General features: G+C 68.4%; 23 protein-coding genes and 1 tRNA gene. 12 read left to right on the top strand and 12 right to left on the bottom strand.

The features are described 5' to 3' along the window. The first annotated feature begins 221 nt into the window (after nt 1-221). Nucleotides 222-593 (top strand): DUF3155 domain-containing protein, encoded by a 372-nt coding sequence (locus KQ310_RS05370; protein ID WP_197157360.1) that lies wholly within the window; start codon nt 222-224, stop codon nt 591-593. 268 nt (nt 594-861) lie between these two features. On the opposite strand, the gene KQ310_RS05365 is transcribed toward KQ310_RS05370, so the two are convergent. Continuing rightward, a complete protein-coding gene (locus KQ310_RS05365; protein WP_259720734.1) occupies nt 862-1,554 on the bottom strand; it encodes an alpha/beta hydrolase in 693 nt (230 codons plus the stop codon). A gap of 50 nt (nt 1,555-1,604) precedes the next feature. Here KQ310_RS05365 and purH point away from each other — a divergent pair, with 50 nt between their 5' ends. Both purH and KQ310_RS05355 read left to right on the top strand, forming a co-directional pair. Then, a complete protein-coding gene (gene purH / locus KQ310_RS05360; RefSeq protein ID WP_259720733.1) occupies nt 1,605-3,188 on the top strand; it encodes a bifunctional phosphoribosylaminoimidazolecarboxamide formyltransferase/IMP cyclohydrolase in 1,584 nt (527 codons plus the stop codon). A gap of 64 nt (nt 3,189-3,252) precedes the next feature. Next, nucleotides 3,253-3,723: a DUF4079 domain-containing protein gene (locus tag KQ310_RS05355; RefSeq protein WP_259720732.1), complete on the top strand. Its 471-nt coding sequence runs from the start codon at nt 3,253-3,255 to the stop codon at nt 3,721-3,723. Nucleotides 3,724-3,747: 24 nt separating this feature from the next. Here the strand turns inward: KQ310_RS05355 and KQ310_RS05350 are convergent, their stop codons facing one another. From KQ310_RS05350 to sfsA, 5 genes are all read right to left on the bottom strand, one after another. Beyond that, complete coding sequence (locus tag KQ310_RS05350) at nt 3,748-4,362, bottom strand: DUF1997 domain-containing protein (protein WP_259720751.1); 615 nt, start codon at nt 4,360-4,362, stop codon at nt 3,748-3,750. A 234-nt stretch (nt 4,363-4,596) separates the two neighbouring features. Beyond that, nucleotides 4,597-5,796, bottom strand: a complete 1,200-nt coding sequence (locus KQ310_RS05345; protein ID WP_259720750.1) for a 4-hydroxy-3-methylbut-2-enyl diphosphate reductase — start codon at nt 5,794-5,796, stop codon at nt 4,597-4,599. Nucleotides 5,797-5,871: 75 nt separating this feature from the next. Then, nucleotides 5,872-6,210, bottom strand: a complete 339-nt coding sequence (locus KQ310_RS05340) for a P-II family nitrogen regulator (protein WP_259720731.1) — start codon at nt 6,208-6,210, stop codon at nt 5,872-5,874. A 19-nt stretch (nt 6,211-6,229) separates the two neighbouring features. Further along, complete coding sequence (locus KQ310_RS05335; protein ID WP_259720730.1) at nt 6,230-7,678, bottom strand: ammonium transporter; 1,449 nt, start codon at nt 7,676-7,678, stop codon at nt 6,230-6,232. A gap of 370 nt (nt 7,679-8,048) precedes the next feature. Next, nucleotides 8,049-8,849: a DNA/RNA nuclease SfsA gene (sfsA, locus tag KQ310_RS05330; protein ID WP_399237708.1), complete on the bottom strand. Its 801-nt coding sequence runs from the start codon at nt 8,847-8,849 to the stop codon at nt 8,049-8,051. 158 nt (nt 8,850-9,007) lie between these two features. Between sfsA and murJ the strand changes: the two genes are divergently transcribed. Next, entirely contained in the window at nt 9,008-10,627 is a 1,620-nt protein-coding gene (gene murJ / locus KQ310_RS05325; RefSeq protein WP_259720729.1) for a murein biosynthesis integral membrane protein MurJ, read from the top strand. A gap of 3 nt (nt 10,628-10,630) precedes the next feature. On the opposite strand, the gene KQ310_RS05320 is transcribed toward murJ, so the two are convergent. The 3 genes from KQ310_RS05320 to KQ310_RS05310 all read right to left on the bottom strand — a co-directional run bounded on the left by KQ310_RS05320 (nt 10,631) and on the right by KQ310_RS05310 (nt 11,536). Beyond that, nucleotides 10,631-10,897: a cytochrome-c oxidase gene (locus KQ310_RS05320; RefSeq protein WP_259720728.1), complete on the bottom strand. Its 267-nt coding sequence runs from the start codon at nt 10,895-10,897 to the stop codon at nt 10,631-10,633. A 42-nt stretch (nt 10,898-10,939) separates the two neighbouring features. Next, nucleotides 10,940-11,227 (bottom strand): DUF3181 family protein, encoded by a 288-nt coding sequence (locus KQ310_RS05315; RefSeq protein WP_259720727.1) that lies wholly within the window; start codon nt 11,225-11,227, stop codon nt 10,940-10,942. A 63-nt stretch (nt 11,228-11,290) separates the two neighbouring features. Beyond that, complete coding sequence (locus KQ310_RS05310) at nt 11,291-11,536, bottom strand: hypothetical protein (RefSeq protein ID WP_259720726.1); 246 nt, start codon at nt 11,534-11,536, stop codon at nt 11,291-11,293. A 188-nt stretch (nt 11,537-11,724) separates the two neighbouring features. On the opposite strand from KQ310_RS05310, the gene KQ310_RS05305 reads away from it, so the two are divergent. The 4 genes from KQ310_RS05305 (at nt 11,725) to KQ310_RS05290 (ending at nt 15,735) form a co-directional block, all read left to right on the top strand. Beyond that, nucleotides 11,725-11,798, top strand: a tRNA-Arg gene (locus KQ310_RS05305). Nucleotides 11,799-11,944: 146 nt separating this feature from the next. Next, nucleotides 11,945-13,231 carry a serine hydroxymethyltransferase gene (glyA, locus tag KQ310_RS05300; protein WP_259720748.1) on the top strand — a complete coding sequence of 429 codons (1,287 nt, stop codon included), beginning with the start codon at nt 11,945-11,947 and terminating at the stop codon, nt 13,229-13,231. 67 nt (nt 13,232-13,298) lie between these two features. After that, nucleotides 13,299-14,441 carry an MraY family glycosyltransferase gene (locus KQ310_RS05295; protein ID WP_259720725.1) on the top strand — a complete coding sequence of 381 codons (1,143 nt, stop codon included), beginning with the start codon at nt 13,299-13,301 and terminating at the stop codon, nt 14,439-14,441. Then, nucleotides 14,428-15,735 carry a competence/damage-inducible protein A gene (locus tag KQ310_RS05290; protein ID WP_259720724.1) on the top strand — a complete coding sequence of 436 codons (1,308 nt, stop codon included), beginning with the start codon at nt 14,428-14,430 and terminating at the stop codon, nt 15,733-15,735. The genes KQ310_RS05295 and KQ310_RS05290 overlap by 14 nt, the downstream gene beginning before the upstream one ends. On the opposite strand, the gene KQ310_RS05285 is transcribed toward KQ310_RS05290, so the two are convergent. Next, complete coding sequence (locus tag KQ310_RS05285) at nt 15,653-16,243, bottom strand: antibiotic biosynthesis monooxygenase (protein WP_259720723.1); 591 nt, start codon at nt 16,241-16,243, stop codon at nt 15,653-15,655. The two genes, KQ310_RS05290 and KQ310_RS05285, sit on opposite strands and share 83 nt — an antisense overlap. A gap of 197 nt (nt 16,244-16,440) precedes the next feature. On the opposite strand from KQ310_RS05285, the gene KQ310_RS05280 reads away from it, so the two are divergent. From KQ310_RS05280 to KQ310_RS05265, 4 genes are all read left to right on the top strand, one after another. Next, a complete protein-coding gene (locus KQ310_RS05280; RefSeq protein WP_259720722.1) occupies nt 16,441-17,148 on the top strand; it encodes a trimeric intracellular cation channel family protein in 708 nt (235 codons plus the stop codon). Nucleotides 17,149-17,314: 166 nt separating this feature from the next. Next, the gene (locus KQ310_RS05275) at nt 17,315-17,605 is read left to right on the top strand and encodes a hypothetical protein (RefSeq protein ID WP_259720721.1); all 291 of its coding nucleotides are present in this window, start codon (nt 17,315-17,317) and stop codon (nt 17,603-17,605) included. A gap of 52 nt (nt 17,606-17,657) precedes the next feature. Next, nucleotides 17,658-19,115, top strand: coding sequence for a 3-isopropylmalate dehydratase large subunit (gene leuC / locus KQ310_RS05270; RefSeq protein ID WP_259720720.1), 1,458 nt, complete (start codon nt 17,658-17,660; stop codon nt 19,113-19,115). Between the two features lie 196 nt (nt 19,116-19,311). Continuing rightward, nucleotides 19,312-19,971, top strand: coding sequence for a 3-isopropylmalate dehydratase small subunit 2 (locus KQ310_RS05265; protein WP_259720719.1), 660 nt, complete (start codon nt 19,312-19,314; stop codon nt 19,969-19,971). A 139-nt stretch (nt 19,972-20,110) separates the two neighbouring features. Here KQ310_RS05265 and KQ310_RS15835 read toward each other — a convergent pair whose 3' ends face one another. Then, a complete protein-coding gene (locus tag KQ310_RS15835; protein WP_311134702.1) occupies nt 20,111-21,157 on the bottom strand; it encodes a J domain-containing protein in 1,047 nt (348 codons plus the stop codon). Nucleotides 21,158-21,306: 149 nt separating this feature from the next. Then, nucleotides 21,307-24,528 carry a DUF3769 domain-containing protein gene (locus tag KQ310_RS05250; protein WP_259720718.1) on the bottom strand — a complete coding sequence of 1,074 codons (3,222 nt, stop codon included), beginning with the start codon at nt 24,526-24,528 and terminating at the stop codon, nt 21,307-21,309. Nucleotides 24,529-24,556 lie beyond the last annotated feature (28 nt).

Here is a 24,556-nt window from a genome sequence, read left to right as displayed (position 1 = left end):
AGCTCCGCCGCCGCGGGTTCAGGCGTTGTTGATGACGCGACCATTGCAGGCGTTTTCCCGAAAACGTCTGCGGTGATCCGTTCCGGACGACAGACGTTTGGGCGTCTTCCGTGGCTTCCTCTTCGGAGCCGCGGATGACACGGTTCAGCTCGGCTTGCCGGCTGGATCTGTCGTCCCTCCTTCCCTCCTCTCTCAGCCTCCCGCCCGCCGGGAGCCGTGTCATGTCGAAAAAGCGCAAGCGGATCAGCCGTCGCCGCCTCGCCGGCCAGCGTGTTCTGGCCCATGTCTCCACCCACAACCTCGAAACCGGCTCCCACAAGCCGGTCACCGCGGCGCGTCGCTACATCGCCGAAGTGGGACTGGAAGCTCCGGCCATCCTCAACGTGCGCCGCAACGAGCACACCACGGACCGCTTCTTCTGGGGTGAGAAGGGCCTGTTCAGCGCTCAGTACGCCGAAGAGAACCACTTCCTCTTCCCCTCCCTGCGTCTGATTGTCGATCAGATCGGCGAGGAGGTGCTGTTCGAGGGTCTGGAAGCCATGGCCTCCGACGACTGGGAGGAAATGGAGGAATACGAATACGCCTTCGTTTGAAGGTTGCCCGTGCACGTGGCCATTGAAGCTTGCCCGCTGATTCGAACCATTGGCCCCTGAGGGCTAGCGACTGCTGAGGCCCTCCCTGGTGGAGGGCCTCATGTTGCTTGGGGGGACTTCGGTTTGCTCTGGGCACCAGTTTGAGTTTCGCGCTCTTCCCAACAGGCTTGCTCGGAGCGGCCGGCGCCCTCGCTTATTGGCGATGCGGCTCCCTTGAAGCCTCCGCTTCTGCTGGGGCCCTGGATGCTCGCGAACCGGGGTCGGAGCATCAATCGGTTGTTGAGGGCTTGAGGTGCTGGGCCAGGAAGGCACGGATCCGCGGCAGTAGGTCTGCCTCGATCGTGTGACCGCCGACGAAGGCCAGGCGCCGCACCGGCTGCGTTGGCTGGGCCACCCGGGCAAGCTGCCGTTCCAGTTCGAGGCTGGCCGCGAAGGGCACCACCGGGTCCTGTTCGCCATGGGTGAGCAGCACAGGCGTGTGCAGAGGGCCTGGCTGCCAGCCGGGATGGGGATAGCCGCTGCAGCTCACCAGCGCCGCCAGTGGCAGCCCCTCGGTGCTGGCGCTGGTGGCCACATCGATCGCCATGGCGGCGCCCTGGGAGAAGCCCAGCAGCGCGGTGTTCGCCAGGGGAACAGTGGTCGCCAGTTGCTTGAGCCGCTGGCGCAGATCGCTGCGGGCCTGGGGCAACTGGGGCCATTCCGGTTGCTGCAGGTCGTACCACTGCCGCCCCTGGCCAGCCGGATGAGGGTCGGGCGCCCGCAGCGCCACCACGCTCACCTCCGGACCCACCAGCAACTCGCCCAGATCGAGCAGGTCGTCGGCATCGGCCCCCCAGCCGTGCAGCAGCACCAGCCGCGTGGCCGCCTGCTCCGGGCCGAGGCGGAGCTGCTCAGGGTCAGAAGAGAAGGGGCTGGTCATGGCGGCGGCGGCAGGAGCGTTCCAATCATGCGGAGAGGCCATGCACTGCTGCCTCTGCGTAGGTTGGGCCTTACGCCCCCTCCCCTGCCGCCATGGCGCCCACGGCCCTCCTGAGTGTGTCCGACAAGCGGGATCTGGTGCCCCTGGCTCAGGGCCTGCTGGAGGCGGGCTACCGGCTGATCTCCAGCGGCGGCACCGCCGCGGCCCTGGCCGCCGCTGGCCTGAGCGTCACCAAGGTGGCCGAGCACACCGGCGCTCCCGAGATCCTCGGCGGGCGGGTCAAGACGCTGCACCCCCGCATCCATGGCGGCATCCTCGCCCGCCGCTCCGAGGCCTCCCATCTGGCCGACCTGGCCGCCCACCACATCGAGGCCATCGATGTGGTGGTGGTGAACCTCTATCCCTTCCGCGAAACCGTGGCCGATCCGGCCGTGGCCTTTGAGACGGCGATCGAGAACATCGACATCGGCGGGCCGGCGATGGTGCGCGCCGCTGCCAAGAACCACGACGACGTGGCGGTGCTGACCGATCCGGACCAGTACCCCAGCTTCCTGGAAGCCCTGGCCGCCGGCCGGGTGGACCGGGCCCTGCGCCGGCAGCTGGCCCTGGCGGCCTACCGCCACACCGCCGCCTACGACGCCGCGATCAGCACCTGGCTGGCGGAGCGTCTGGCGGCTGAGGAGCTTGCGGCAGCGACCTCTGGCACGAGCGAGCCTGCGGCGGCCGCGCCCCTGCGACTGGACCTGCCAGCGCGCCAGAGCCTCCGTTATGGAGAGAATCCCCACCAAAGCGCCACCTGGTACAGCGCGCCCGCTGCCGGCTGGGGCGCGGCAAGCCAGCTGCAGGGCAAGGAACTCAGTTACAACAACCTCATCGACCTGGAGGCCGCTCTGGCCACGGTGCGGGAGTTCGGCTACGGCGAGCAGCGCCAGCAGCCGGCGGCGGTGGTGGTGAAGCACACCAACCCCTGCGGTGTCGCCACCGGCAGCAGCAGCGCCGAGGCCCTGCTGCGCGCCCTGGATGCCGATCGGGTGTCGGCCTTCGGCGGCATCGTGGCGCTGAACGGCCCGGTGGATGGCGCGGCCGCGGCCCATCTCACCGGCCTCTTCCTGGAGTGCGTGGTGGCACCGGCCTACGACGCCGAGGCCCGCGCCGCCCTGGCGGCCAAGGCCAACCTGCGCTTGCTGGAGCTCAGCCCGGCCGCCATCGCCGCCGCGCCGCGTCAGCAGTTGCGCAGCGTGCTCGGTGGCGTGCTGGTCCAGGCGTTCGATGATCAGCCCGTGGAGGAAGACGCCTGGCAGGTGGCGAGCCGCCGCCAGCCCACGGAGGCGGAACTCGACGACCTGCGCTTTGCCTGGCGGGTGGTGCGCCATGTGCGCTCCAATGCCATCAGCGTCGCCCGTGGCGGCCAGAGCCTCGGCATCGGTGCCGGTCAGATGAACCGGGTGGGATCGGCGCGGCTGGCCCTGGAGGCGGCCGGCGAACGGGCCCAGGGTGCGGTGCTCGCCAGTGATGGCTTCTTCCCCTTCGACGACACGGTGCGCCTGGCCGCGGCCCATGGCATCAGCGCCGTGATCCAGCCGGGCGGCAGCGTGCGGGATGGCGACTCGATCAGCGCCTGCGACGACCTCGGCCTGGCGATGGTCTGCACCGGCCGGCGTCACTTTCTGCACTGAGTTGGCGGTGAGTTGTAGCTTCGCTGCCATCCCCCGAGCCGCCCCTGAGCGGCCGACTTCCGCCATGCCCATCGCCCTTCCCAGCTCCCTGGCCTTCGGCCTCAACTTCCTGCATCCCCTGTTGATGTGGGGGCTGCTGGCCCTCTCGGGCTACGCCATGCTGCTCGGCATCAAGGCCAAGAAGACCCGCACCGCCGCCGCCGAAGATCGCAAGGAACTGATCAAGGGGCAGTTCGCCCGTCGCCACTACCAGCTGGGCAGTGTGGTGCTGGCCGTGATGGTGCTGGGCACCTTCGGTGGCATGGCCGTCACCTACCTCAACAACGGCAAGTTGTTCGTGGGGCCGCACCTGCTGGTGGGGATCGCCATGACCTCGCTGATCGCGCTGGCTTCGGCGCTCTCGCCGCTGATGCAGCAGGGCAATCTGATCGCCCGCAAGGTGCACGTGGGTCTGAACATGAGCGTGATGACCCTGTTTCTCTGGCAGGCGTTGAGCGGCATGCAGATCGTCAACAAGATCTGGACCAGCCGCTGAACGCTGAGCCGTTGCGATGCCGCCTCAGAACTGGGCGCGGCGCCGCGGCGGACAGTCGAGCCCGTGGGTGGCGTGGAAATCCTCCTGCACCTTCCAGGTGAGCCGACGTGAGATCTGCCGCACGATCTGGCGCAGCAGATGGTCGCCGCTGCTCTGCACCAGGGAGTCGGGCAGCAGGCTGATCACCTTGGGCAAGCGGATCCAGACACTCAGATCCAGCTCCCAGCGCACCAGGGTGAGTGGGCCCTCCTCCTCGGTTTCTGGCGAGGTCTCATCCAGCCGCAGGGCTGCGTTGAAGTCGACGTCGTAGAGGCCCTCCAGCCCCGTTCCGGCCGTGACCTGCGGCAAGGTCACGATCCGGTAGACGCCTTCAGCCTGGGGAAGCAGTTCCAGGCCGATCGTGGGCTCCACCTCGAAGCCGAAATTGCCGAAACGCCCCAGGGTGAGCACATAGCCGTTGCTGCCGTGGGGCTGAACGGTCATGGGGGCGGCGCAACGCCGGAACCAGCCTTCGTGGCGATCCAGGTAGCGGCCCACCTGCTCGGCAGGAGCGCGCATTTCCATCAGGTCGGCGAAGGTGGAGGCGTAGCGCCGCACCCGATCGTCGTCGCCATCACGCAAGCTCACCCCTGGGACCATCGGCTCGGAACCCTCGGCGGCAGCTCCGTCGCTGATGGGGCTGGAGTGGAGATCGCTCAGGGCGGTCGTCGTCAAAGCGGGACAGGCAACGGACGAAGCGGCAGCCCCACCGGCCAAGCCATCAAACAATGTAAAGGAATCCTTGCCACGAAGGCCCTTCTGCGGTGGTTTCCCGATTCAGGGGCCGCTGCAGCACGCTGATCGAGTGATCAGGTGATCAGGTGATCAGGCCGGTCAGGAGGTCAGGCCGATCAGCCGCTCGATCACGTCTTCCACCACCCGGTCTGGCGTGGAGGCGCCTGAGGTGATGCCCACCCGGATCGGCCCGTCCGGCAGGAACGGATCCTCCACCGCCAGCTCGGCGCCGAGGGGCATGTGCTCGATCCGGTTGCCCGGTCCGATCCGTTCGGGGGTGTCGATGTGAAAGGAGCGGATTCCGCGGCTCACCGCGATCTCCTGCAGGTGGGTGGTGTTGGAGGAGTTGTAGCCGCCGATCACCACCATCAGATCGAGGGGCTCATCCACCAGGGAGAACATGGCGTCCTGCCGTTCCTGGGTGGCGTCACAGATGGTGTTGAAGGCGAGGAAGTGCTCGTTCAGTTCCACCGGACCGAAGCGCTCCAGCATGGTGCGCTCCACCAGGCGGCCGATTTCCTCGGTCTCGCTCTTGAGCATGGTGGTCTGGTTGGCGACCCCCACCCGGATCAGGTCACGGTCGGGATCGAAGCCGGGGGAGCAGGCCTTGGCGAAGCGGGCCATGAAGGCGTCGCGGTCGGCGGTGCCGCGGCCGAGGATGTAATCGCAGACCATCTGGGCTTCGGCCAGGTCGAGCACCACCAGGTAGGTGCCCGCAAAGGAGCTGGTGGCCAGGGTCTCCTCGTGCTTCACCTTGCCGTGGATGATCGAGGTGAAGGCGTGCTTCTTGTGTTTCTCCACCGTGTTCCACACCTTCGACACCCAGGGACAGGTGGTGTCCACGATGTGGCAGCCGCGCTCGTTCAGCAGCTGCATCTCCTGCACGGTGGCGCCGAAGGCGGGCAGGATCACCACATCGCCACGGGCCACATCGGAGAAGTCCTTGACGCCGCCCTCGACCGGGATGAACAGGACGTTCATCTGGCGCAGGTGATCGTTCACCGAGGGATTGTGGATGATCTCGTTGGTGATCCAGATCCGTTCGCTCGGATAGTGGCGCCGGGTCTCGTAGGCCATGGCCACGGCCCGCTCCACCCCCCAGCAGAAGCCGAAGGCTTCGGCCAGCCGCACCGTCAGGCGGCCGCGTCGCAGGGTGTGGCCGCTCTCGCGCAGGGTGGCGATCAGATCGCTCTGGTAGGCCGTCTGCAGGCTGCCGGCCACCTCCTCGCCGAGGCCGAAGCCGCGGCGGTTGTAACGCTCCGAGTGATGCAGTGAGCGTTTGAAGGCGCGGGTATCCACAGCGGCCTGGCACGGGGGGCCCAACTCTATGGGGGCTGCCGCTGCCCCGGTGGGGCCGCGGACTTGTGGGTCGACTCAGAGGGCGACGTCGCCCCGGTCGCCTGTGCGGATCCTCACCACGGTGTCCACCGGGGTGACGAAGATCTTGCCGTCACCGATCTCGCCGGTGCGTGCCGCCTCGGTGATGGCGGCAATGGCCGCCTCCACCTTGTCGTCGGCCACCACAGTGGTGATCCGCATCTTCGACAGGAATTCCACCTTGAATTCATTGCCGCGATAGCGCTCCACCTGGCCCTTCTGGCGGCCGAAGCCCCGGACGTCGTTGATGGTCATGCCCACCACATCGATGGCGACGAGGGCGGTCTTGATGGCATCGACCTTGGAGGGACGCACCACCGTTGTGATCTGTTTCATGGTTGTTCGTTCCTCAGAATCAGTAGGTCATGGGGTCGTAGGCCTCTTCGCCATGGACCACGAAGTCGAGGCCGCGTTCTTCGGTCTCTGGGCTGACCCGCAGGCCCACGATGGACCCCACGAACCAGAGAATCAGCGCCGTGCCGAGCCCCACGAAGCCGTAGGTGATCACCACAGCCTTGAGCTGAGCCAGGAACAGGGCGCCGTTGCCGCCATCGGCAAGGAGCTGGGCGGAGACAGGAAAGTAATCGGCCGGCACCAGGGCCGGCACGGCGAGCAGGCCGGTGAGCAGGGCGCCAACCGTGCCGCCCACACCATGCACCATGAAGGCATCGAGGGAATCGTCGATCTTCATGTGCGGCTTGATCCGTACGGCCGCGAGGCACGCGGCCGAGACCACCGCACCGATCAGCAGCGCCTGGGGGATGTAGACGAAGCCGGCGGCGGGGGTGATGCCCACCAGGCCGGCGACGGCTCCAGTGGCGGCGCCCACTGCCGTGGGTTTGCCGTCCTTGAACCACTCGATCAGGCACCAGGTGAGCATCGCCGCCGATGCTGAGGTGGTGGTGGTGAGGAAGGAGAGGCCGGCGGCGCTGGCGGCGAAATAGCTGGCGCCGTTGAAGCCGAACCAGCCGAACCAGAGCAGGCCGGCACCCAGCAGAATGAACGGCACATTGTGGGGTGGCCGGTTGCTTTCGGGCCACTGGGTCCGAGGCGCCACGATGGCGGCGGAAACCAGGGCGGCAACCCCGGCGGCAATGTGGACCACGGTGCCGCCGGCGAAGTCGATCGCTCCCAATCCGAGAGGGCCAAGAAAGCCTCCGCCCCACACCATCTTCGCCATGGGGCAATAGATCAGCAGGCTCCAGAGCAGGGAAAACCAGAACCAGGCCTTGAAGTTAATGCGCTCCACCAGGGCCCCTGAGATCAGGGCGGGGGTGATGATCGCGAACATGCCCTGGAAGAGGGCAAAGGAGGTGGCGGAAATAGCAAAGCCATCAGCAAGCGGGGCATCACCCAGTTCGCCACCCAGGCCCGTGAGCCACATGGCGCCAAGTCCGCCGATGAAGGGGCTCTGGAAGCCGGTGTCGAAGGCGAGGCTGTAGCCGATCACCACCCACACCACTCCGATCAGCCCCATCAGGAAGAAGCTCATCATCATCGTGTTCAACACGTTCTTCGCCCGCGTGAAGCCGCCGTAGAAGAACGCCAGGCCGGGGGTCATCAGCAGCACCAGGGCTGAGCCCATCAGCATCAGCAGAGTGTCGGCGCCATTGGTGGGAACCTTCTGCAGGGCGGCCTGGGCGGGGGAGGCGAACAGCGGCAGCAGCCCTGCACCGGCGGCCAGCAGCACCAGGGCGGAGCGGCGCAATTGTGGTTCGTGAACACCGGCGAGGATCCGGCTGCGGACGTGATCGAAGACGGCGGTGGGGGAGGATGCCCCCCGCGCCCCAGGAACATGGGCCATGTGAAGGAGAATCCTCTCCAGCGATCTTGCTTACCTTGACGCTGGCTGGAAGCGTCGACGGTAGTGATCGGTACCGAGTTGATTCCCGTGGGCAAAAGGTCATAAAAGCCCGCGAATGATTAAGGTTTCCCCCTCGTCAGTGGCGCACTCCACTGAGGGATTGACGAATTGCAGGGGCAGATTATTGAAGGTTGGTTTATCTCCTGACGGATGACATGTTGGCTTCGCCTGAGTCGGGGCTGCCCGTCTCGGAGCCGCCCGCCTGGGGCGCGCCATCCAGGGCCTGTTGTGCTGTTTGCCCCGGATTGCTATCCCCGGACTGAATGTTCCCGGAGTGTTGGCCTCAGGGTTCGGGGCTGGCGCCCGGTGCTCACTCCCCGGCTTCGCTGCTGGGCTGCACCGCGGCCAGGCCGCGCCAGCGCACGCCATCGGCCTGGATGTCGTAGATGCAGGGCAGCACCTCCACCCCCGCGGCCAGGGCCTGGCGGAACAGCTCTCCGTAACGGGGATCGGCTGAATCGCCCGGGGCGAAGCGGCGCACGTCGGAGCGGCTCAGGCAGGGCAGCAGCACGGCCCGCGCCGCGGGCAGCACCCCGATCAGTTCCTCCAGGTGCTTCTGGCCCCGCTCGGTCACGGTGTCGGGGAAGAGGGCCAGATCGCCGCGGGTCCAGGTGGTGTTCTTCACTTCCAGATAGATCGGGCGGGGATCGGCGCTGCCCTCAGCCGGGCTGAGCAGCAGGTCGATGCGGCTGCGCCGCCCCTGGCCGTAGGGCACCTCGGCCCGCACCGCCCCGATCGGCCCCAGCCAGGGCTCGAGCAGGCCGGCTTCGATCGTGGCCCGCACCAGGCGGTTGGGCAGGGCCGTGTTGATGCCCACCCAGAGCGGCGTTCCATCGGCGCCGGGCACCTCGGCCTGCTCCCAGGTCCAGGCGAGCTTGCGGCTGGGGGACGGGGCATAGCGCAGCCGCACCCGGCCACCGGGAAGGAGCACGCCGGTCATCGGGCCGGTGTTGGCGCAGTGGGCCGTGACCACCGTGCCGTCGTCGAGTTGCACGTCCGCCAGGAAGCGCTTGTAGCGCTTCAGCAGCACCCCCTCCCGCAGATCCTCGAAGGGCAGCACCAGCTGGTCAACTCCCCGCGTTGGCAAAGCAGGCGAGGTGGCGGGCGCCAGGGCAGGCGACGTGGCCTTCGACACCGATTGCTTCGAAGTCAAGGGTTGCGCTGCGATTGCCCGGATTCTGTGCCGGCCCCCTTGCCGGCGCGGCCCGGGGGGGTGCCGCAGGACAGCGATGGAGAATCCCGAGCAGTTCTGGCCGTGGATCGAACCGGATGGCGAAATCCCTGCGCCGCATCGCCCTGATCGTGGCCGTGGCCACGGCCCTGAGCAAAGTGGCGGGGCTGGTGCGGCAGCAGGTGATCGCGGCCGCCTTCGGCGTGGGGGCCGCCTACGACGCCTACAACTACGCCTATGTGCTGCCCGGCTTCCTGCTGATCCTGCTGGGCGGCATCAACGGACCCTTTCACAGCGCCATGGTGAGCGTGCTGGCGCGCCGGCCCCGCCAGGAGGGGGCGCATGTGCTGGCGGCGATCAACACGCTGGTGGGTGTGGGCCTGCTGGCGGTGACCCTGATTCTGGTGATCGCAGCCAATCCTCTGATCGACCTGGTCGGGCCGGGGCTGGAGGCCACCCGCCACGACATCGCCGTGCAGCAGCTGCGTTGGATGGCGCCGATGGCCCTGTTCGCGGGTCTGATCGGCCTCGGCTTCGGCGCCCTGAACGCCGCCGATGAGTTCTGGCTGCCGGCGGTGAGTCCGCTGCTCTCCAGCGTGGCCGTGATCGGCGGCATCGGCCTGCTCTGGTGGCAGCTGGGGGCGGCGATCACCCTGCCGGCCACGGCCCTGATCGGCGGCATCGTGCTGGCGGGCAGCACCACGCTGGGGGCGGTGCTGCAGTGGTTGATTCAGCTGCCTGCCCTGGCCCGTCAGGGCCTGGGCCACTTCCGGCTGGTGTGGGACTGGCGGGATCCGGGCGTCCGCGAGGTGCTTCAGGTGATGGGGCCGGCGACCCTCTCGTCGGGGATGCTGCAGATCAATGTGTTCACCGATCTGTTCTTCGCCTCCGGGATCGTGGGGGCCGCGGCGGGCCTGGGGTACGCCAACCTGCTGGTGCAGACGCCCCTGGGCCTGCTCTCCAACGCCCTGCTGGTGCCGCTGCTGCCGGTGTTCGCCCGGCTCACCGCTCCCTCCGACCGGACTGAGCTGATCGCCCGCATCCGCCAGGGTCTGATGCTTTCCAACGCCAGCATGCTGCCCATGGGGGCGCTGATGGTGGCCCTGGCGGGACCGATCGTGGCGTTGATCTACGAGCGCGGCGCCTTCGATGCCGGTGCCGCCGCCCTGGTGGGCGGACTGCTGATGGCCTACGGCGTGGGCATGCCGGCCTACCTGGCTCGCGATGTGCTGGTGCGGGTGTTCTATGCCCTGGGCGACGGCACCACCCCGTTCCGGTTCTCGATGGCCGGCATTGGCCTCAATGTGGTGTTCGACTGGCTGCTGGTGGGTGGCCCCAGCCCCTGGGGACTGCAGCTGCCGGCCCTGAACTTCGGGGCACCGGGCCTGGTGCTCGCCACGGTGGCGGTGAATCTGATCACCAGCGCCGGCCTGCTGCTCGCCCTGCAGGCGCGGCTGGGGGGGATGCCGCTGCGCCTCTGGGCGAGAGACACTCTGCTGTTGCTGCTGGCGGCCCTGGCTGCCGCTCTGGTGGCCTGGGCCCTGTCTGCGTGGGTGACCTGGCCGGCGGGCCTGCTGGGACGCCTGCTGCAGACCTGTCTCTGCGCCGGGCTGGGGCTCGCCATTTATGGACTCACGGCCAGTGCCGCTGGGGTGCCGGAAGCGCGCCAGTTGCAGCGCCAGCTGCTGGCGCGCCTGCCCGGTGGTGGGGCCCGTTGACGCTCAGTCGGGATCCGGCAGCCGCACCTGTCGCTCCTCGCGCACGTGCAGGGGGATCTCCAGGCGGGAGCGCCCCACCATCTGGGGCCCGTCGATCGAGAAGATGCGCGCCTCAATGCCGAATTCCTTGAAGGCGGTTTCCAGTTCCTGGATCAGTACCTTCTCCACCTGGGCCTCGGCATCCACCACCTTGCCGATCAGGCGGCTTCCGAGGCGGCCGATGCGCTGTCGCACCACGTCGCGGGCGTTGGTGACCTCAATGACCAGCACGTCCCGTCCGCAGGAGCGGCAACCCTATCGGCCTCGGCTGGATCAGCCAAACTCCTGCAGCACCTCTTCCAGATCGCGCAGCTGGCCGGGGGGGATCAGGCGGGCCAGGGGCAGGCGGGTGCTGCCGCCACCGATCGGCACCTGCACGGCCTCCAGGGCCTGGCGGGCACAGACACCGGGCCCCTGCTCGAGCCGGGCCACGCATTCGATCGCCAGGGTCTCGGCCAGGCCCGCATCGCCGAGATAGAGGTGCCAGCCGGCCACCTGCAGGTAGAGCCGCTCGGACAGAGCCTCTGTGAGTTGTCGGATCGTGGCGGCGTCCATGCCCATGGCGGTGTGCGGCGATGTGGGGAATCGGTGGCGGGGTGAAACAAACGCAGCCGCTGAGGGCGCTCAGGCCGGGTCCTGGTGGGGTGGTCGCAAGGCGATCACCACGGCGCCATGCACCAGCAGCATGGCGCCCCAGGTGAGCGTCACCAGATCGAGGTGGGTGAAGGGATGGCGCAGCTCCTGCAGGAACCAGAGACCACTGTTCACCGCCGCGAACACGGCGCCATGCAGGGTGATATTCACGATCCGCTCGAAATGGCAGTAGGTGGGATCACCCGGGTCGGCGGGGCCGTACCAGCGGATCGGCATGGGTCTGGGGGAGGGCGAAGTTCCGCCCTGGTGGGTCGGAACGGGATGGCCCGATTCTGGTGGTCGCCCTTGCGCCCCGCTCCGGCGCCTCGGCGGGGCGGCTGGTTGGGGGAGGCTGCTTGGGGGCGCTTGGTTGGGGGCGCTTGGTTGACGGAGGGGCCCCCTGTGCGGTCAAAATGCCTGCACACGCGCTTGTAGCTCAGCGGATTAGAGCATCTGACTACGGATCAGAGGGTCGGGAGTTCGAATCTCTCCAGGCGCGCTTCTTCACCGTCCCGAATGGGGCGGTTTTTTTTGGCCGGGCTCCGGTCTGGCTGGGGTCTGCCGCTGCAGGTCTGCCACTGAAGGTTTGCCGCTGCAGACGAATCCCTCCGTTTCATTACGATGAGCAACCCCCGCATCCGGCCCATGGCGGACACCTCGGCAGCGCTCAACCAGCCCCTGGTCGCCGGGGATCCGGCCGTGGCGGCTCTGATCGGCAAGGAGCTGCGGCGCCAGCAGACCCATCTGGAGCTGATCGCTTCGGAGAACTTCGCCTCCCGCGCCGTGATGGAGGCCCAGGGCTCGGTTCTGACCAACAAGTACGCCGAGGGTCTGCCCCACAAGCGCTATTACGGCGGCTGCGAGCACGTTGACGCGATCGAGGAGCTGGCGATCGAGCGGGCCAAACAGCTGTTCGGTGCCGCCTGGGCCAACGTGCAGCCCCACAGCGGCGCCCAGGCCAACTTCGCCGTCTTCCTGGCCCTGCTCCAGCCCGGCGACACGATCCTGGGCATGGACCTGAGCCATGGCGGCCACCTCACCCACGGCTCGCCGGTGAATGTGAGCGGCAAATGGTTCAAGGCGGTGCACTACGGCGTCGACCCCGAGACCCAGCAGCTCAACTACGACACCATCCGCACCCTGGCGCTGGAGCACCGGCCCAAGCTGATTGTCTGTGGCTATTCCGCCTACCCACGCACGATCGACTTCGCCGCCTTCCGCGCCATCGCCGATGAGGTGGGTGCCTGGTTGCTGGCGGACATGGCCCATATCGCCGGTCTGGTGGCGGCCGGCGTGCATCCCAGCCCGGTGCCCCATTGCCATGTGGTCACCACCACCACCCACAAGACCCTGCGCGGTCCGCGGGGCGGCCTGATCCTCACGGGCGATGCCGAATTCGGCCGCCAGTTCGACAAGGCCGTGTTCCCCGGCAGTCAGGGAGGCCCGCTGGAGCATGTGATCGCCGCCAAGGCGGTGGCCTTCGGTGAGGCGCTGCAACCCGAGTTCACCACCTACAGCCAGCAGGTGATCGCCAATGCCCAGGCGCTGGCGGAGCGCATGCTCGAGCGTGGCATCGATGTGGTCAGCGGCGGCACCGACAACCATCTGGTGCTGCTGGACCTGCGCAGCATCGGCATGACCGGCAAGGTGGCCGATCTGCTGGTCAGTGACGTGCACATCACGGCCAACAAGAACACCGTGCCCTTCGATCCCCAGTCGCCCTTCGTGACGAGTGGCCTGCGGCTCGGCACCGCCGCCTGCACCACCCGTGGCTTCGATCAGGAGGCCTTCCGGGAGGTGGCCGATGTGATCGCCGATCGCCTGCTCAACCCGGAGGATGGCGCCATCGAGCAGCGCTGCCGCGACCGGGTGGCGGTGCTGTGCGATCGCTTCCCCCTCTACGCTTCCGAGCGTCAGCTGCAGCACGCCTGAGCACGGGCTGCGCCCATCAGGTGGCCCGCGAAGGCCCTTTTCTGCCACCCCCACAGGCCCCGCTGCTGTGACCCTCGCCTACAGCCCCAACGCGGCGGCCCTGCTCACCTTCTTCGCGGCGTCGGTGCTCACGGCTCTGCTCGTGCCCGTTGTGCGGCGCCTGGGTCTGCGCTGGGGACTCACCGATCAGCCGGATTCGCGCAAGCAGCACACCACACCGATGGTGCGCCTCGGTGGCATCGGCATCGTGGCGGGCTTCAGCCTCGGCCTCACCCTCACCTGGGCTTTCGGTGGCTTCGCCGAACTGCCCGTCAGCAAGGACACGGCGATCTGGACCACCCTGGCCGGCTCGCTCTGCTTCTTCGTGATCGGCCTGGCGGACGATCTCTTCGCCCTGCCGCCCCTGCCGCGTCTGGTCGGTCAGGTGGCCGTGGCCACGGTGGTCTGGGGGGAAGGGGTGCGGATCGGCACGATCGAGCTGCCCTTCGGCTTCGGCGATGCCCTGGCGCCGGTGCTGGTGCTGCCCGAACCGCTGAGCCTTTTGGCCACCGTGATCTGGCTGGTGGGGATCACCAATGCGATCAACTGGCTGGATGGCCTCGACGGCCTGGCCGCCGGGGTGAGTGGCATCGCCGCCATAGGCCTGCTCTCGGTGAGCTTCAGCCTGCATCAGCCGGCGGCGGGTCTGCTGGCCGCGGCCCTGGCGGGGGCCTGCCTCGGCTTCCTGCGCCACAACTTCAACCCCGCCCGCATCTTCATGGGCGATGGCGGCTCCTACTTCCTCGGTTTCGCCCTGGCGGCGATCAGCATCGTGGGCCCGGCCAAGGGCCTCACCAGCGTCAGCCTTTTGCTGCCTCTGCTGATCCTGTCCCTGCCGCTGGCCGACATGTCGGCCGTGATCATGGGGCGCCTCAGTGAGGGGCATTCGCCCTTCTATCCCGATCGCCGCCATCTGCACCACCGCCTGCTCAGGGCCGGCTTCAGCCATCGCCGCACCGTGGTGCTGATCTATGCCTTCACCCAGTGGCTGGCCTCCCTGGCCCTGGTGCTGGCCAATGCCGAGCTGCGCTTCCTCTGGCTGGCCCTCGCCACCGCGATCCTGATCGGGGTGGTGGTGGCCAGCCGCCGCCTGCAGGAGGAGCCGTGGGATGGGGCGGAGCCGGGCGAGCCCTCTTCTCTCCCCGAGCATCCTCCCCATGGCCAGCGCTGAGGTTCTCTGCGTCGGGACTGAGCTGCTGCTCGGCAACATCACCAATGGCAATGCCCGCTGGCTGGCCGAAGCCCTGGCCGGCCTGGGCATCCCCCACTTCCGCCAGGGGGTGGTGGGCGACAACAGCGAGCGCCTGATCGCTGCGGTGCAGGAGGCGGCGGGTCGCTGCCGGTTGCTGATCACCACCGGGGGGCTCGGCCCCACCCCCGACGACCTCACCACCGCCGCGATCGCCGCCGCCTTCGGGGCGCCGCTGGTGGAGCATCCCGAGGTCTGGGCTGACATCCAGGCCAAGGTGGCCGCCCGGGGCCGGCCCTTGTCTGACAGCCTGCGGCGCCAGGCCCTGCTGCCCCAGGGGGCAGCGGTGCTGCCCAATCCCACCGGCACCGCGCCGGGGATGATCTGGACCCCCGATCCGGCCAGGCTGCCGTTCCCGGTGCAGCCGGGTTTCACGCTGCTCACCTTCCCGGGGGTGCCCAGCGAGCTGCACGCGATGTGGGAGCAGACCGCCATCCCCTGGTTGCGGCAGCAGGGCCTGGCCGCCGGGGTGTTCGCCAGCCGCCTGCTGCGCTTCTGGGGGATCGGTGAATCCACCCTGGCCGAGCAGGTGCATGACCTGCTGGCCCTGGAGAACCCCACGGTGGCCCCCTACGCCGGCACCGGTGAGGTGAAGCTGCGGCTCACGGCCTGCGCTGCCACGGCCAGCCAAGCCGAAGCGCTGCTGGCGCCGGTGGAGGCGGAGTTGCGCCAACGCACCAGCACCCTTTGCTACGGCGCCGACAGCGACAGCCTGGCTTCGGTGGTGCTGGATCTGCTCCGTAGCCGCGGCGAGACCCTGGCCGTGGCCGAATCCTGCACCGGCGGCGGGATCGGCGCGGCCCTGGCGGCGGTGCCGGGGGCATCTGAGGCCTTCCTGGGCGGGGTGATCGCCTACGCCAATCGCGTCAAGCAGGACCTGCTCGCGGTGCCGGCCGCCTCGCTGGAGAGCGATGGGGCGGTGAGCGATCCGGTGGCGATCGCCATGGCCGAGGGGGTGCGCCGCGCCACCGGGGCCACCTGGGCGATTGCCGTGAGCGGCATCGCCGGTCCGGGCGGCGGCAGCGCCGACAAGCCCGTCGGCCTGGTCCACATCGCCGTGGCCGGACCGGATGGCAGCAGCAGCGAGGGGGTGCGGTTCGGCGCCAGTCGCGGCCGCGGCTGGATCCAGGCGCTCACCGCCGGCGAGGCCCTGAACCGTCTGCGGCTGCGGCTGGAGCTGCCGGGGGGTAGAGCCAGCGCTTCAGCAGGCGCGTGAGCCGGGGCATGACGCCATAGGTGAGCAACAGCACGGTGAGGCCGCTGGTGATCAGCAGGGCCAGCCAGGCCGGCAGGGGATGGAGCAGCGGGGCCAGCACCTGGCTCAGCAGGCGGATCAAGGTGTACACGGCCACCCAGGTGACCAGGGCCATCTTGTGGCGGGGCGGCGGCGGCAGCACCTCCCCCGGCAGGGAGAACCAGGCCTCCAGCCCCCAGATGTGCCGGATCTGGGGATCGCTCGCCACCAGCGGCTTGGCCCGCTCGATCCAGCACCGGCGCGCCTCGGAGGTCATCCAGGCGCGGAAGTGGTCGTAGGTGTCGAAGCGGAAGATCACCACGTACTCCGGCCGCACCCCGGGCTGGGGCCGGATCACGTGGGTCCCCATGTGGCCAGTCCAGGCGCTGCTCTCGCGGATGATCCCGCTGATCCAGGCCTCGTAGTCGTTCTCCCGACCCGGCCGCACCCGCTGGGCGATCACGGTGGTGATGGGGTCCTGCGGCTGCACCGGCAGGCGGCTCCGATGACCAGTGGAATTGCGGCACCGTACCGCGACAGACTGGGGGGCAACTGCCCTTGGAGCCCTTGGAGCGCTGATGGACAGTCCTTCGCAGCGCTTGGTCCGCTGGCGGCATGGATGGGCCCCCTGGGCCCTGCTGCTGCTCTTGCTGCTGCTGGTGGCGCTGATCCTGCTGACGCTGCAGGGTGCCGCTCGGGCCGGAGGGCCGCAGCCACCTGCAACGGCTGGCCCAGGCCCGCCGCTACCTGCATTTCGATCTGATCGGCACCGCTGCCTTTGCCCTCGCCGGTTTCCTGCGGGCGCTGCAGCGCCGCTACGACCTCTGGGGCAGCTTCGTGCTCACCCTGTTGCCGGCCGTGGGCGGTGGCGTGATCCGGGATCTGATGATCGGTGGGGATCGCCTGCCGCTGGTGCTCTTCCGCGAGCCCATCTATCTGGTGATCGTTCTGCTGGTGCTGCTGCTGGGCACCGTTCTCTCCAACCTGATCAGCCCGAGGCGGTTGGCGTCGCCCGTCTGGAATGCCGTGTTCACCGTGTGCGACAGCATCGGCCTGGCCAGCTTTGCCGTGATCGGCACCCGGGTGGCGCTGCTGGCCCAGCTCGACTGGTGGTGGCTGCCCCTGTCGGCGGCCCTCACCTGTTCCGGCGGCGGCGTGATCATGGATGTGGTGAGTGGCCGCGAACCACGCAGCTTCCAGGGTGAGCCCTACGAAGAGCTGGCGATCCTCGGCAGCCTGGTGCTGATCCTGCTCTGGTCCTTCGCCGGCCGCTTCGAGCCGCTCACCTGGCCGATCACCGCGGCGATGGGCTGCACTTGGTGGCTGGTGTTCCTGTTGCGGTTGCTGGTGGTGCGCTTCGGCTGGCGTTCCTGGCGTCTGGGGCCCAGCCCCTGATCCTGCTGTGTTCCCCAGGATCCCCCAGGCTTCCTAGCGTCGAAATCCTTCTGTCTTCTCCATGCCGCGCGTTTCCCTCCGCTGGCCTGGCCGTTCGGTTGACCGGCTCCCTTGTCCTGGGCCGCGGCTGCTGGCGGCTTCGCTGCTGGCCAGCTCGCTGCCAGTGATGGTCGCCCTGCCCAGCCAGGCGGTTCCCCAGCCAGCGCCATCAACGGTGATCCTGCGGGGGCTGCAGAACGGCGATCGGGCCTGCTACGCCGAACTGGAGGACGGCAAGGGCGTGCGGAGCAGCGCCGAGGCCGCGTTCGAGCTGTGTGAGCGCACCGACCTGATCGGTCGGAAGGTCCGGCTGGTGCGCCGCACCGCCCGGGTGCAGGCCATGTCCTGCCAGGGCGACCCCACCTGCAGCCGCAGCGATGTGGTGGAGCTGATCGTGGAGTTGGTGCCGCTGCCCTGAAGGCTGCACCCGCCCGTCTTAGGCTGGTCTTTCTATGGAAACAGGCACACCCTTGAGCGCCGGCACCCTCTACGACAAGGTCTGGACCCTGCACCAGGTCGCCGAGCTGCCCGGTGGTTCCACCCAGCTGTTCATCGGTCTGCACCTGATCCATGAGGTGACCAGCCCGCAGGCTTTCGCCGCCTTGCGGGATCTCGGCCTGGGCGTGCGCCATCCGGAGCGCACCGTCGCCACGGTGGATCACATCGTGCCCACCACCTCCCAAGCGCGTCCCTTCGCCGATCCGCTGGCCGAGGAGATGCTCGCCACGCTCGAGCGCAACTGCAGCGACTACGGCATCACCCTGCATGGCCTCGGCAGCGGCCGCCAGGGAATCGTGCACGTGATCGCTCCGGAGCTGGGTCTCACCCAGCCCGGCATGACCGTCGCCTGCGGCGACTCCCACACCTCCACCCACGGTGCCTTCGGGGCGATCGCCTTCGGGATCGGCACCAGCCAGGTGCGCGATGTGCTGGCCAGCCAGAGCCTGGCGATGGGCAAGCTCAAGGTGCGCCGGGTCTGGGTGGATGGAGCCATGCAGAACGGCGTCTATGCCAAGGATCTGGTGCTCCACATCATCCGCAGCCTCGGCGTCAAGGGCGGCGTGGGCTACGCCTATGAATTCGCCGGCCCGGCGATCGCGGCGCTCTCGATGGAGGAGCGCATGACCCTCTGCAACATGGCGATCGAGGGCGGCGCCCGCTGCGGCTACGTCAACCCCGACGCCACCACCTTCGCCTACCTCCAGGGCCGTCCCTGCGCCCCGAGCGGCGAGGCCTGGGAGCGGGCCGTGGCCTGGTGGAGCTCCCTGGCCAGCGGGCCTGATGCCGTCTTCGACGACGAGGTGCGCTTCGATGCCGCCGCCATCGCCCCCACGGTCACCTGGGGGATCACGCCGGGCCAGGGCATCGGCGTGGATGAAGCGGTGCCCACCCTGGAGCAGACCGAGCCCGACGAACGCCCCCTGGCGCAGGAGGCCTACCGCTACATGGACCTCACCCCCGGCGCCCCGATCGCGGGCCTGCCGGTGGATGTGTGCTTCATCGGCAGCTGCACCAACGGTCGCCTCAGTGATCTGCAGGCCGCTGCCGCGGTGGCGAAGGGACGCCACGTGGCGCCCGGCATCAAGGCCTTCGTGGTGCCTGGCTCCGAGCAGGTGGCTGCCGCCGCCGAGGCCGAGGGCCTCGATCGGGTGTTCCGCGAGGCGGGCTTCGAGTGGCGCGAGCCCGGCTGCTCGATGTGCCTGGCCATGAATCCCGACCGGCTGGAGGGTCGCCAGATCAGCGCCAGCTCCAGCAACCGCAACTTCAAGGGCCGCCAGGGCTCGGCCTCCGGGCGCACCCTGCTGATGAGCCCGGCGATGGTGGCCGCCGCCGCCATCAGCGGCCGGGTGAGCGATGTGCGCACCCTGCTGGACGCGGCCGGCGCCACGGCGCCGGATCGGGCACCGGTTCCGGCGGCCGCGGGCTGAGGGGATCCGGCCGGAGTGCTGCCGAGCCGGCCCGCTCCAGCCGCCTCCCCTGCTGCCGCTGGCCGTTCTCCTGTCCCGACGGCTGCCGCCCGGTCGCTGCCCCTGAGCAGCACCGTTCCTCCTTTCCCTGCCTCCAGGCCTCTGGCCGGCACCCTTGCTCCGCCCTGTTCCGCTTTCGCTCGCTTTGCCTGCCGCCATGACCAGCCCCAGCGCCCCCTTCCCCTTCGGAGCGATCGCCTCCGTGGTCGGCACCGCCGTGGCGGTGCGCGGCGACGACATCGACACCGACCGGATCATTCCGGCCCGCTTCCTCAAGTGCGTCACCTTCGACGGCCTGGGCGAGCAGGCCTTCGCAGACGACCGCGCCGAGCTCAACGGTGCCCATCCCTTCGATCACCCCGAGCATCAGGGGGCCACGGTGCTGGTGGTGAACCGCAACTTCGGCTGTGGCTCCAGCCGTGAACATGCGCCGCAGTCGCTGATGCGCTGGGGGATCCGGGCTGTGATCGGTGAGAGCTTCGCCGAAATCTTCTACGGCAACTGCCTGGCCCTGGGGATTCCCTGCCTCAGCGTCAGCCACGCCGACGCCCTGGCACTGCAGGCCGCAATCCAGGCCGATCCCGCTGCCAGCGTTGTGGTGGAGCTCGAGACCCTGCGGGTCAGCCTGAACGCTGCTGCCGACTCCGCTGCGGTGGGCTCAGCAGGCGCTTCCTGGCCCCTCACCCTGGCCGATGGACCCCGCCGCATGCTGCTCAGCGGCCAGTGGGATGCCACCTCCCAGCTGCTCGCCCACGATGGCCAGCTGCGGGCCACCGCAGTCCGGCTCCCATATCTCACGGCCTTCTCGGCGGTCTGAGCGCCCCTGGCTTGGCTCGGCAAGCTGCCTTTGCTCGGAAAGCCCCTCCGCAGAGCGAGCTGCCCTTGCTTGGCGATCAATCTTTGCTCCGCGAGCCGTTGTTGCTCGGTGAGCCGGTGTTATTCAGGCGATCAGCAGTTCAGGCGATCAGCATCAGCAGCTGGTAGGCGGCGTGAATCCGCTGGAAGGAATCGGCGTTGCCGCCGCGATCGGGGTGATGGGTCTTCACGAGGCGGCGGTGGGCCTGCTTCACCGCTTCGCGGCTGGCGCCCCACCCCAGCCCCAGCAGCTCCAGGGCCTCAGCCCTCTGCCGGTCAGAGGTCCGATTGCCCACCGGTTGCCTCTGCGTCTGTTTCTGTCCCTTTTCAGGCTCTGCCTGCTCCTGCTCCTTCTCCTTCTCCTTCTCCTTCTCCTTCTCCTTCTCCTTCTCCTTCTCCTTCTCCTTCTCCTTCTCCTTCTCCTTCTGCGCTTGCTTCTGCTCCTGCTTGGTCTGCGTTTGCTCCTGCCGTCGCGCGTTCTGCTTCTGCCTCTGCGACTGTTCCTGCCTGTCCCCATGCCGCTGCGTCTGCTGCTGCTTGGTCTGCGTTTTCTCCTGCTGCCCTGTGCGCGCGGTGGCCTCCAGCCTGGTGATCCGATCCAGCAGGTCGTCCACCACCCGCATCGGGGCTTCGTTGAGCCACTCCGGCGCGCGCACGCCGTAGAGAGCGAAGGCGGCCTTCACCGCCAGTCGGGCCTTGCTCTGGGGCCCACGCAGGGCCTGGTGCAGCTCGGTGCCGAGCCCTGGGGAGCGGCGATTGAGCTCCTGCTCCAGATCGGCGCGGGGATTCTGCCCGTGGCGGCGACGCTCCTCGATCAGGCCCCTCAGGCCGCTGAACACCAGCGTGTCGGCCTGGCGCAGAGAGGTGCCGACACGCAGCTCGCTCCAGCGGGGATGGCATGCCATGGCCTCACCCCAGCGCCGCACCTGCTCCACCGTGAGGCGGGCTGACGGTCCGGTGGTCACCTCCGGGCGGGATGGATTCACCCCGGAGCGGAACCCCCGGGTCTGCAGCTGGGCGAGCTGCTGGCGCAGCAGCAGTACCTCCTGCCGCAGGGCCTCGTTCTCGGCCAGCAGGGAGTCGATATTGCAGGTGACCTGACGGCCCGGAGCGGGTGTGCGGGCCCAGCTGCGTGGATCGAAGCCCATCGCTCAGGGTTGGTGGGTGGCGGTGGCGGTGCGGGGAGGCGCTGACAAGCTGTGCTGAAAGGCGGGGCTGAATGGCTCTGATGGCCGGCTCTGATAGGGCGGATCCGCTGGCCGGCGCTGCGGACGGGATCCGTGCGGTGCGGACGGGCTCAGAAGGGTCTGCGCGGAATGGCCTGGGCTGGATGGAAGGGCACGAAGGGGGTGCCCGGGCCCTTGAAATTGAAGTCGTTCAGCTTGACGCGGATGCCGCCGAGCTGTTCGTAGGGGCTGTAGAACACGCCGATTTCGTAGGCGCGGCGTTGCCAGCGCAGCTCCACATAGGACCCGGTCACATCACCGTAGAACTCGGAGTTTGGATCCACGTTGTAGCCAATTCCTCCACTCAACACCAAGGGACCGACAATCTGCTGGGTGAGGCCGATGCCGAGCGTTCCCAGGTCCACCGCCCGATCGAAGCTGAGCGGGCTGACCCCTTCGCGCAGGGTGCCACCACCGGTGATCGAGAATTCGGTGTAGTCGAAGAAGGGCTTGCTGAAGTGGCCCAGGGTGAGGGTGGGGCCGCCTGAGAGGCTGATCGTGTTCTGGTTGCTACCGTCGCTGAAGTACGCGACCGTGCCGGTCAGGTTGGTGTTCAACCTCAGCCCCGGCACCACCGGCACGGCGGAATACTGATTCGCCTGGCCCGGCAGAGGACCTGGGGGCAGCGGCTTGCCGGTCCACAGGGGCAGGCTGGCGTTGATCGCGGCGATCGCGTTGCCGCGCCATAGGTCGGCCAGGTTGCTGGTCTGGAACACGTTGCTCTGATAGCGCCCCACGCCGAAGCGCCAGAAATAGTTGCCGCTCAGCTGTCCCCAGGCAGGCAGCATGCCCTTGTCCTCCAGAGAGATGCCGTAGGCGCTGTAGATGTCCTGCTCCCCCAGCGATCCATTCCAGATGCGGTAGCGGTAGGCGCCGAACAGTCGCAGCGTGCTCTCGCCCAGCAGCGGCAGGGTGAGCTTGCGGTTCAGGTCACCCCAGCTGCGGGTGCCATCGGCGATGTTGTCGGGGTTGAAGGTGGAGATGTCGAGATTGGCATTGGCCTCAAAGCCGCCAATCCGGCTGTTCAGTATGGCTTCGAGTCCGAACATGTCGGCCCCGGTGATGTTCTGCTCCTGGGGCGAGGCCCCTGCAGATTCGCCCGGGAGGGGATAACTGTCTGTCCGGCCCTCGATCGCACGCTGCATCAGGAACTGGGGCTGCAGTTCCAGGGTGGTTCTGGATCCGATCTCGATCGGTTGGATCTTGTAGCCCACATAGAAGCCATCGCGATCCTCGCCGTCGTTGCCCAGCACCCAGCGGTTCTCCACCTCTTCCTCCTTCTGGATCCGCGTCTGGCGCGTCACCGGGATCGGCAGCCGGTCTTCGAGGATCAGGCGGTTGCGATCCGCCTTGATCAGCGTGTCGCCGTTCGGTTGCAACGTGGCCACCACACCCTCCGAGTCCATCCAGTTCTGGGCCGGCGTGTAGGGGTCGTTGGTGAAGCTGGCCCGATCGGCCCGCAGTTCGCCCGGCGCCAGCTGCACCTTTTTGGCCTGAAACCGCCAGCGGCTGATGGTTCCCTTCACCAGCTGGCGGTTGCTCCTGGCGTTGAGATCCCGGAGCTGCACCGGCCGCACCGCGCCGAAATCATTCACCAGATTGGGTGTGTCCGGGTTGCTGGTGCCGGCACCGCGGCGCCGCTCCGCCGACAAGCTCTGCTGGAATTGCACCTCACGCACCCGCTGATCGATGCCGGCGATCACCCGGCGCCGCTCCGCCTCCCGTTGTCGAGCCTCCTGCCAGACATTGGCCGGCGCCTTTCGGTTCAGCGGCGTGGCAGCGGTGTTCTCGGGAGTGTTGCCTTCGAGAGTGTTGCTTTCGGGGGCTGTGGCGTTGGGATCGGTGGCGCCCACATCCTTCACCTGGGTGGTGCCCATGGCCACATCCTCGAGGCTTTCGGCCAGTCCCGGCGATTGATCGCCACTGGGCGGTGCGCTACCGGGGCAGCCCAGGGAGGGCGGCATCGGCACATCCAGCCGTGCGAACTGGCGGGAGGGATCCCGCTGGCCGAAGCGATAGCGGAAGCCCAGCAGGTAGGCGTTGCTGCCCTCCTTGACGCCGCTGTAGGTGCCGTAGGCACCGGAGCGGTGGTGGATCCGTCCCACCACCGACCAATGGGGATTGATCAGGGCTTCCGCCTCGAAGGCGAGGTAGTTGAGGAACTGGGCGTAGTTCTCGCGGAAGGTCTTCTCGTAGTTGCTGGCGCTCGTGTTGAGGCTCACCCCCTCCACGAAGTAGAGGTTCAGCCAGGGCTGCAGCCAGAAGCGCAGGCCGATGCCGGCCGTGATCTCGCCGAAGCTCTGGGAGGGCGTATCGGCGAAGGGCACAGCCTGGTTGAAGCCGCCGCCCGGCTGCTGGGAGGCGCGGTGGCCCATCAGGTTGGTGTCCAGCTCCAGGGCCAGCGGCCCGCCATCCAGCAGGCGCCGCTGCAGCCCCAGGCCCACGAGATACTCCGGCCGCCAGTTGCCTTTGAAGACAAAGGTGTCGCCGAAGTTGGCATTCACCATCTGGCCTCCCCAGGCGGTCACGGCCCAGGGGTAGGGGTGCCAGTCCGGCAGCGGCGGCATCTGGGGTGAGCAGCTCACCGGCTCCGCCGGCGGCAAGGGTGCAACTGGCGGCGTCTCCAGGTCGAGATCCTGCTGGCTGCTGTCGAGATCGAGCACGCCGTACACGTCCTCCAGATCGCCCACCAGTTCCAGCAGGTTGTATCGCAGCCGGCTGGCCTGTAGATACTGTTGCCCGCGCTGAAAGCGGACGCTGCCGATCGCGTAGAGGGTGCGGCCGTCGATGTCGTATTCGATCCGATCGGCCAGCACCCGGCCTCCGGCGATCAGGGCGCGGGCGTTGCCGATCGCCACGAAGCGGTTCAGTCGGGAGTCGTAACCCTGCTCATTGGCGCTCACCTGCAGTTCAAGGGGAGGCTCCTGGTCGGCAGCGGCTGGGCCGTCGATGCGAGCGGGGCCTGGGGCGGCCGCGGCGGGAGGCGCCCCGATTGCCTGGACTGCGGGAGCCGGGCCAGCGGCCGCCTCCTGGGCGGCAGCGGGCTCTTCGTCACCGCCAGTCAGGAGGGCGCCGGATTGTTCGGGGGCCTGCCCAACTGGCGCGGCCGGCACCACCATCTTCTCAACTGCCTTCGCCATCGGCTCGGCCGGAAGCGCCATTGGCTCGGCTGGCAGCGGCGGGCTGGCGGCTGGTTCAGCGGCCAAGGCGGCGGGCAGGCCGGCGCTCAGCCACAGAACCACCGCACCGCTGGCGCCACGGGCCCATTGCACTGGCCGGGGGGTGGGCGCCACGGGGTATTGCGAAACGGGGCAGATCCTG

It is taken from the genome of Synechococcus sp. CS-1328 (genome assembly GCF_025128095.1).
Taxonomy (GTDB): Bacteria; Cyanobacteriota; Cyanobacteriia; order PCC-6307; family Cyanobiaceae; genus CBW1002.
The sequence above is the reverse complement of the archived record's forward strand: the minus strand, read 5'-3'. Positions and strand labels throughout refer to the sequence as shown.

What these genes read in the sequence shown, in the direction of transcription:
- KQ310_RS05370 (WP_197157360.1), top strand. Translation starts at nt 222, where the DNA reads ATGTCGAAAAAGCGCAAGCGGATCAGCCGTCGCCGCCTCGCCGGCCAG.
- KQ310_RS05365 (WP_259720734.1), bottom strand. Translation starts at nt 1,554, where the DNA reads ATGGCCTCTCCGCATGATTGGAACGCTCCTGCCGCCGCCGCCATGACC.
- purH (WP_259720733.1), top strand. Translation starts at nt 1,605, where the DNA reads ATGGCGCCCACGGCCCTCCTGAGTGTGTCCGACAAGCGGGATCTGGTG.
- KQ310_RS05355 (WP_259720732.1), top strand. Translation starts at nt 3,253, where the DNA reads ATGCCCATCGCCCTTCCCAGCTCCCTGGCCTTCGGCCTCAACTTCCTG.
- KQ310_RS05350 (WP_259720751.1), bottom strand. Translation starts at nt 4,362, where the DNA reads ATGGTCCCAGGGGTGAGCTTGCGTGATGGCGACGACGATCGGGTGCGG.
- KQ310_RS05340 (WP_259720731.1), bottom strand. Translation starts at nt 6,210, where the DNA reads ATGAAACAGATCACAACGGTGGTGCGTCCCTCCAAGGTCGATGCCATC.
- KQ310_RS05335 (WP_259720730.1), bottom strand. Translation starts at nt 7,678, where the DNA reads ATGGCCCATGTTCCTGGGGCGCGGGGGGCATCCTCCCCCACCGCCGTC.
- murJ (WP_259720729.1), top strand. Translation starts at nt 9,008, where the DNA reads ATGGCGAAATCCCTGCGCCGCATCGCCCTGATCGTGGCCGTGGCCACG.
- KQ310_RS05315 (WP_259720727.1), bottom strand. Translation starts at nt 11,227, where the DNA reads ATGGGCATGGACGCCGCCACGATCCGACAACTCACAGAGGCTCTGTCC.
- KQ310_RS05310 (WP_259720726.1), bottom strand. Translation starts at nt 11,536, where the DNA reads ATGCCGATCCGCTGGTACGGCCCCGCCGACCCGGGTGATCCCACCTAC.
- glyA (WP_259720748.1), top strand. Translation starts at nt 11,945, where the DNA reads ATGGCGGACACCTCGGCAGCGCTCAACCAGCCCCTGGTCGCCGGGGAT.
- KQ310_RS05290 (WP_259720724.1), top strand. Translation starts at nt 14,428, where the DNA reads ATGGCCAGCGCTGAGGTTCTCTGCGTCGGGACTGAGCTGCTGCTCGGC.
- KQ310_RS05275 (WP_259720721.1), top strand. Translation starts at nt 17,315, where the DNA reads ATGGTCGCCCTGCCCAGCCAGGCGGTTCCCCAGCCAGCGCCATCAACG.
- KQ310_RS05265 (WP_259720719.1), top strand. Translation starts at nt 19,312, where the DNA reads ATGACCAGCCCCAGCGCCCCCTTCCCCTTCGGAGCGATCGCCTCCGTG.
- KQ310_RS15835 (WP_311134702.1), bottom strand. Translation starts at nt 21,157, where the DNA reads ATGGGCTTCGATCCACGCAGCTGGGCCCGCACACCCGCTCCGGGCCGT.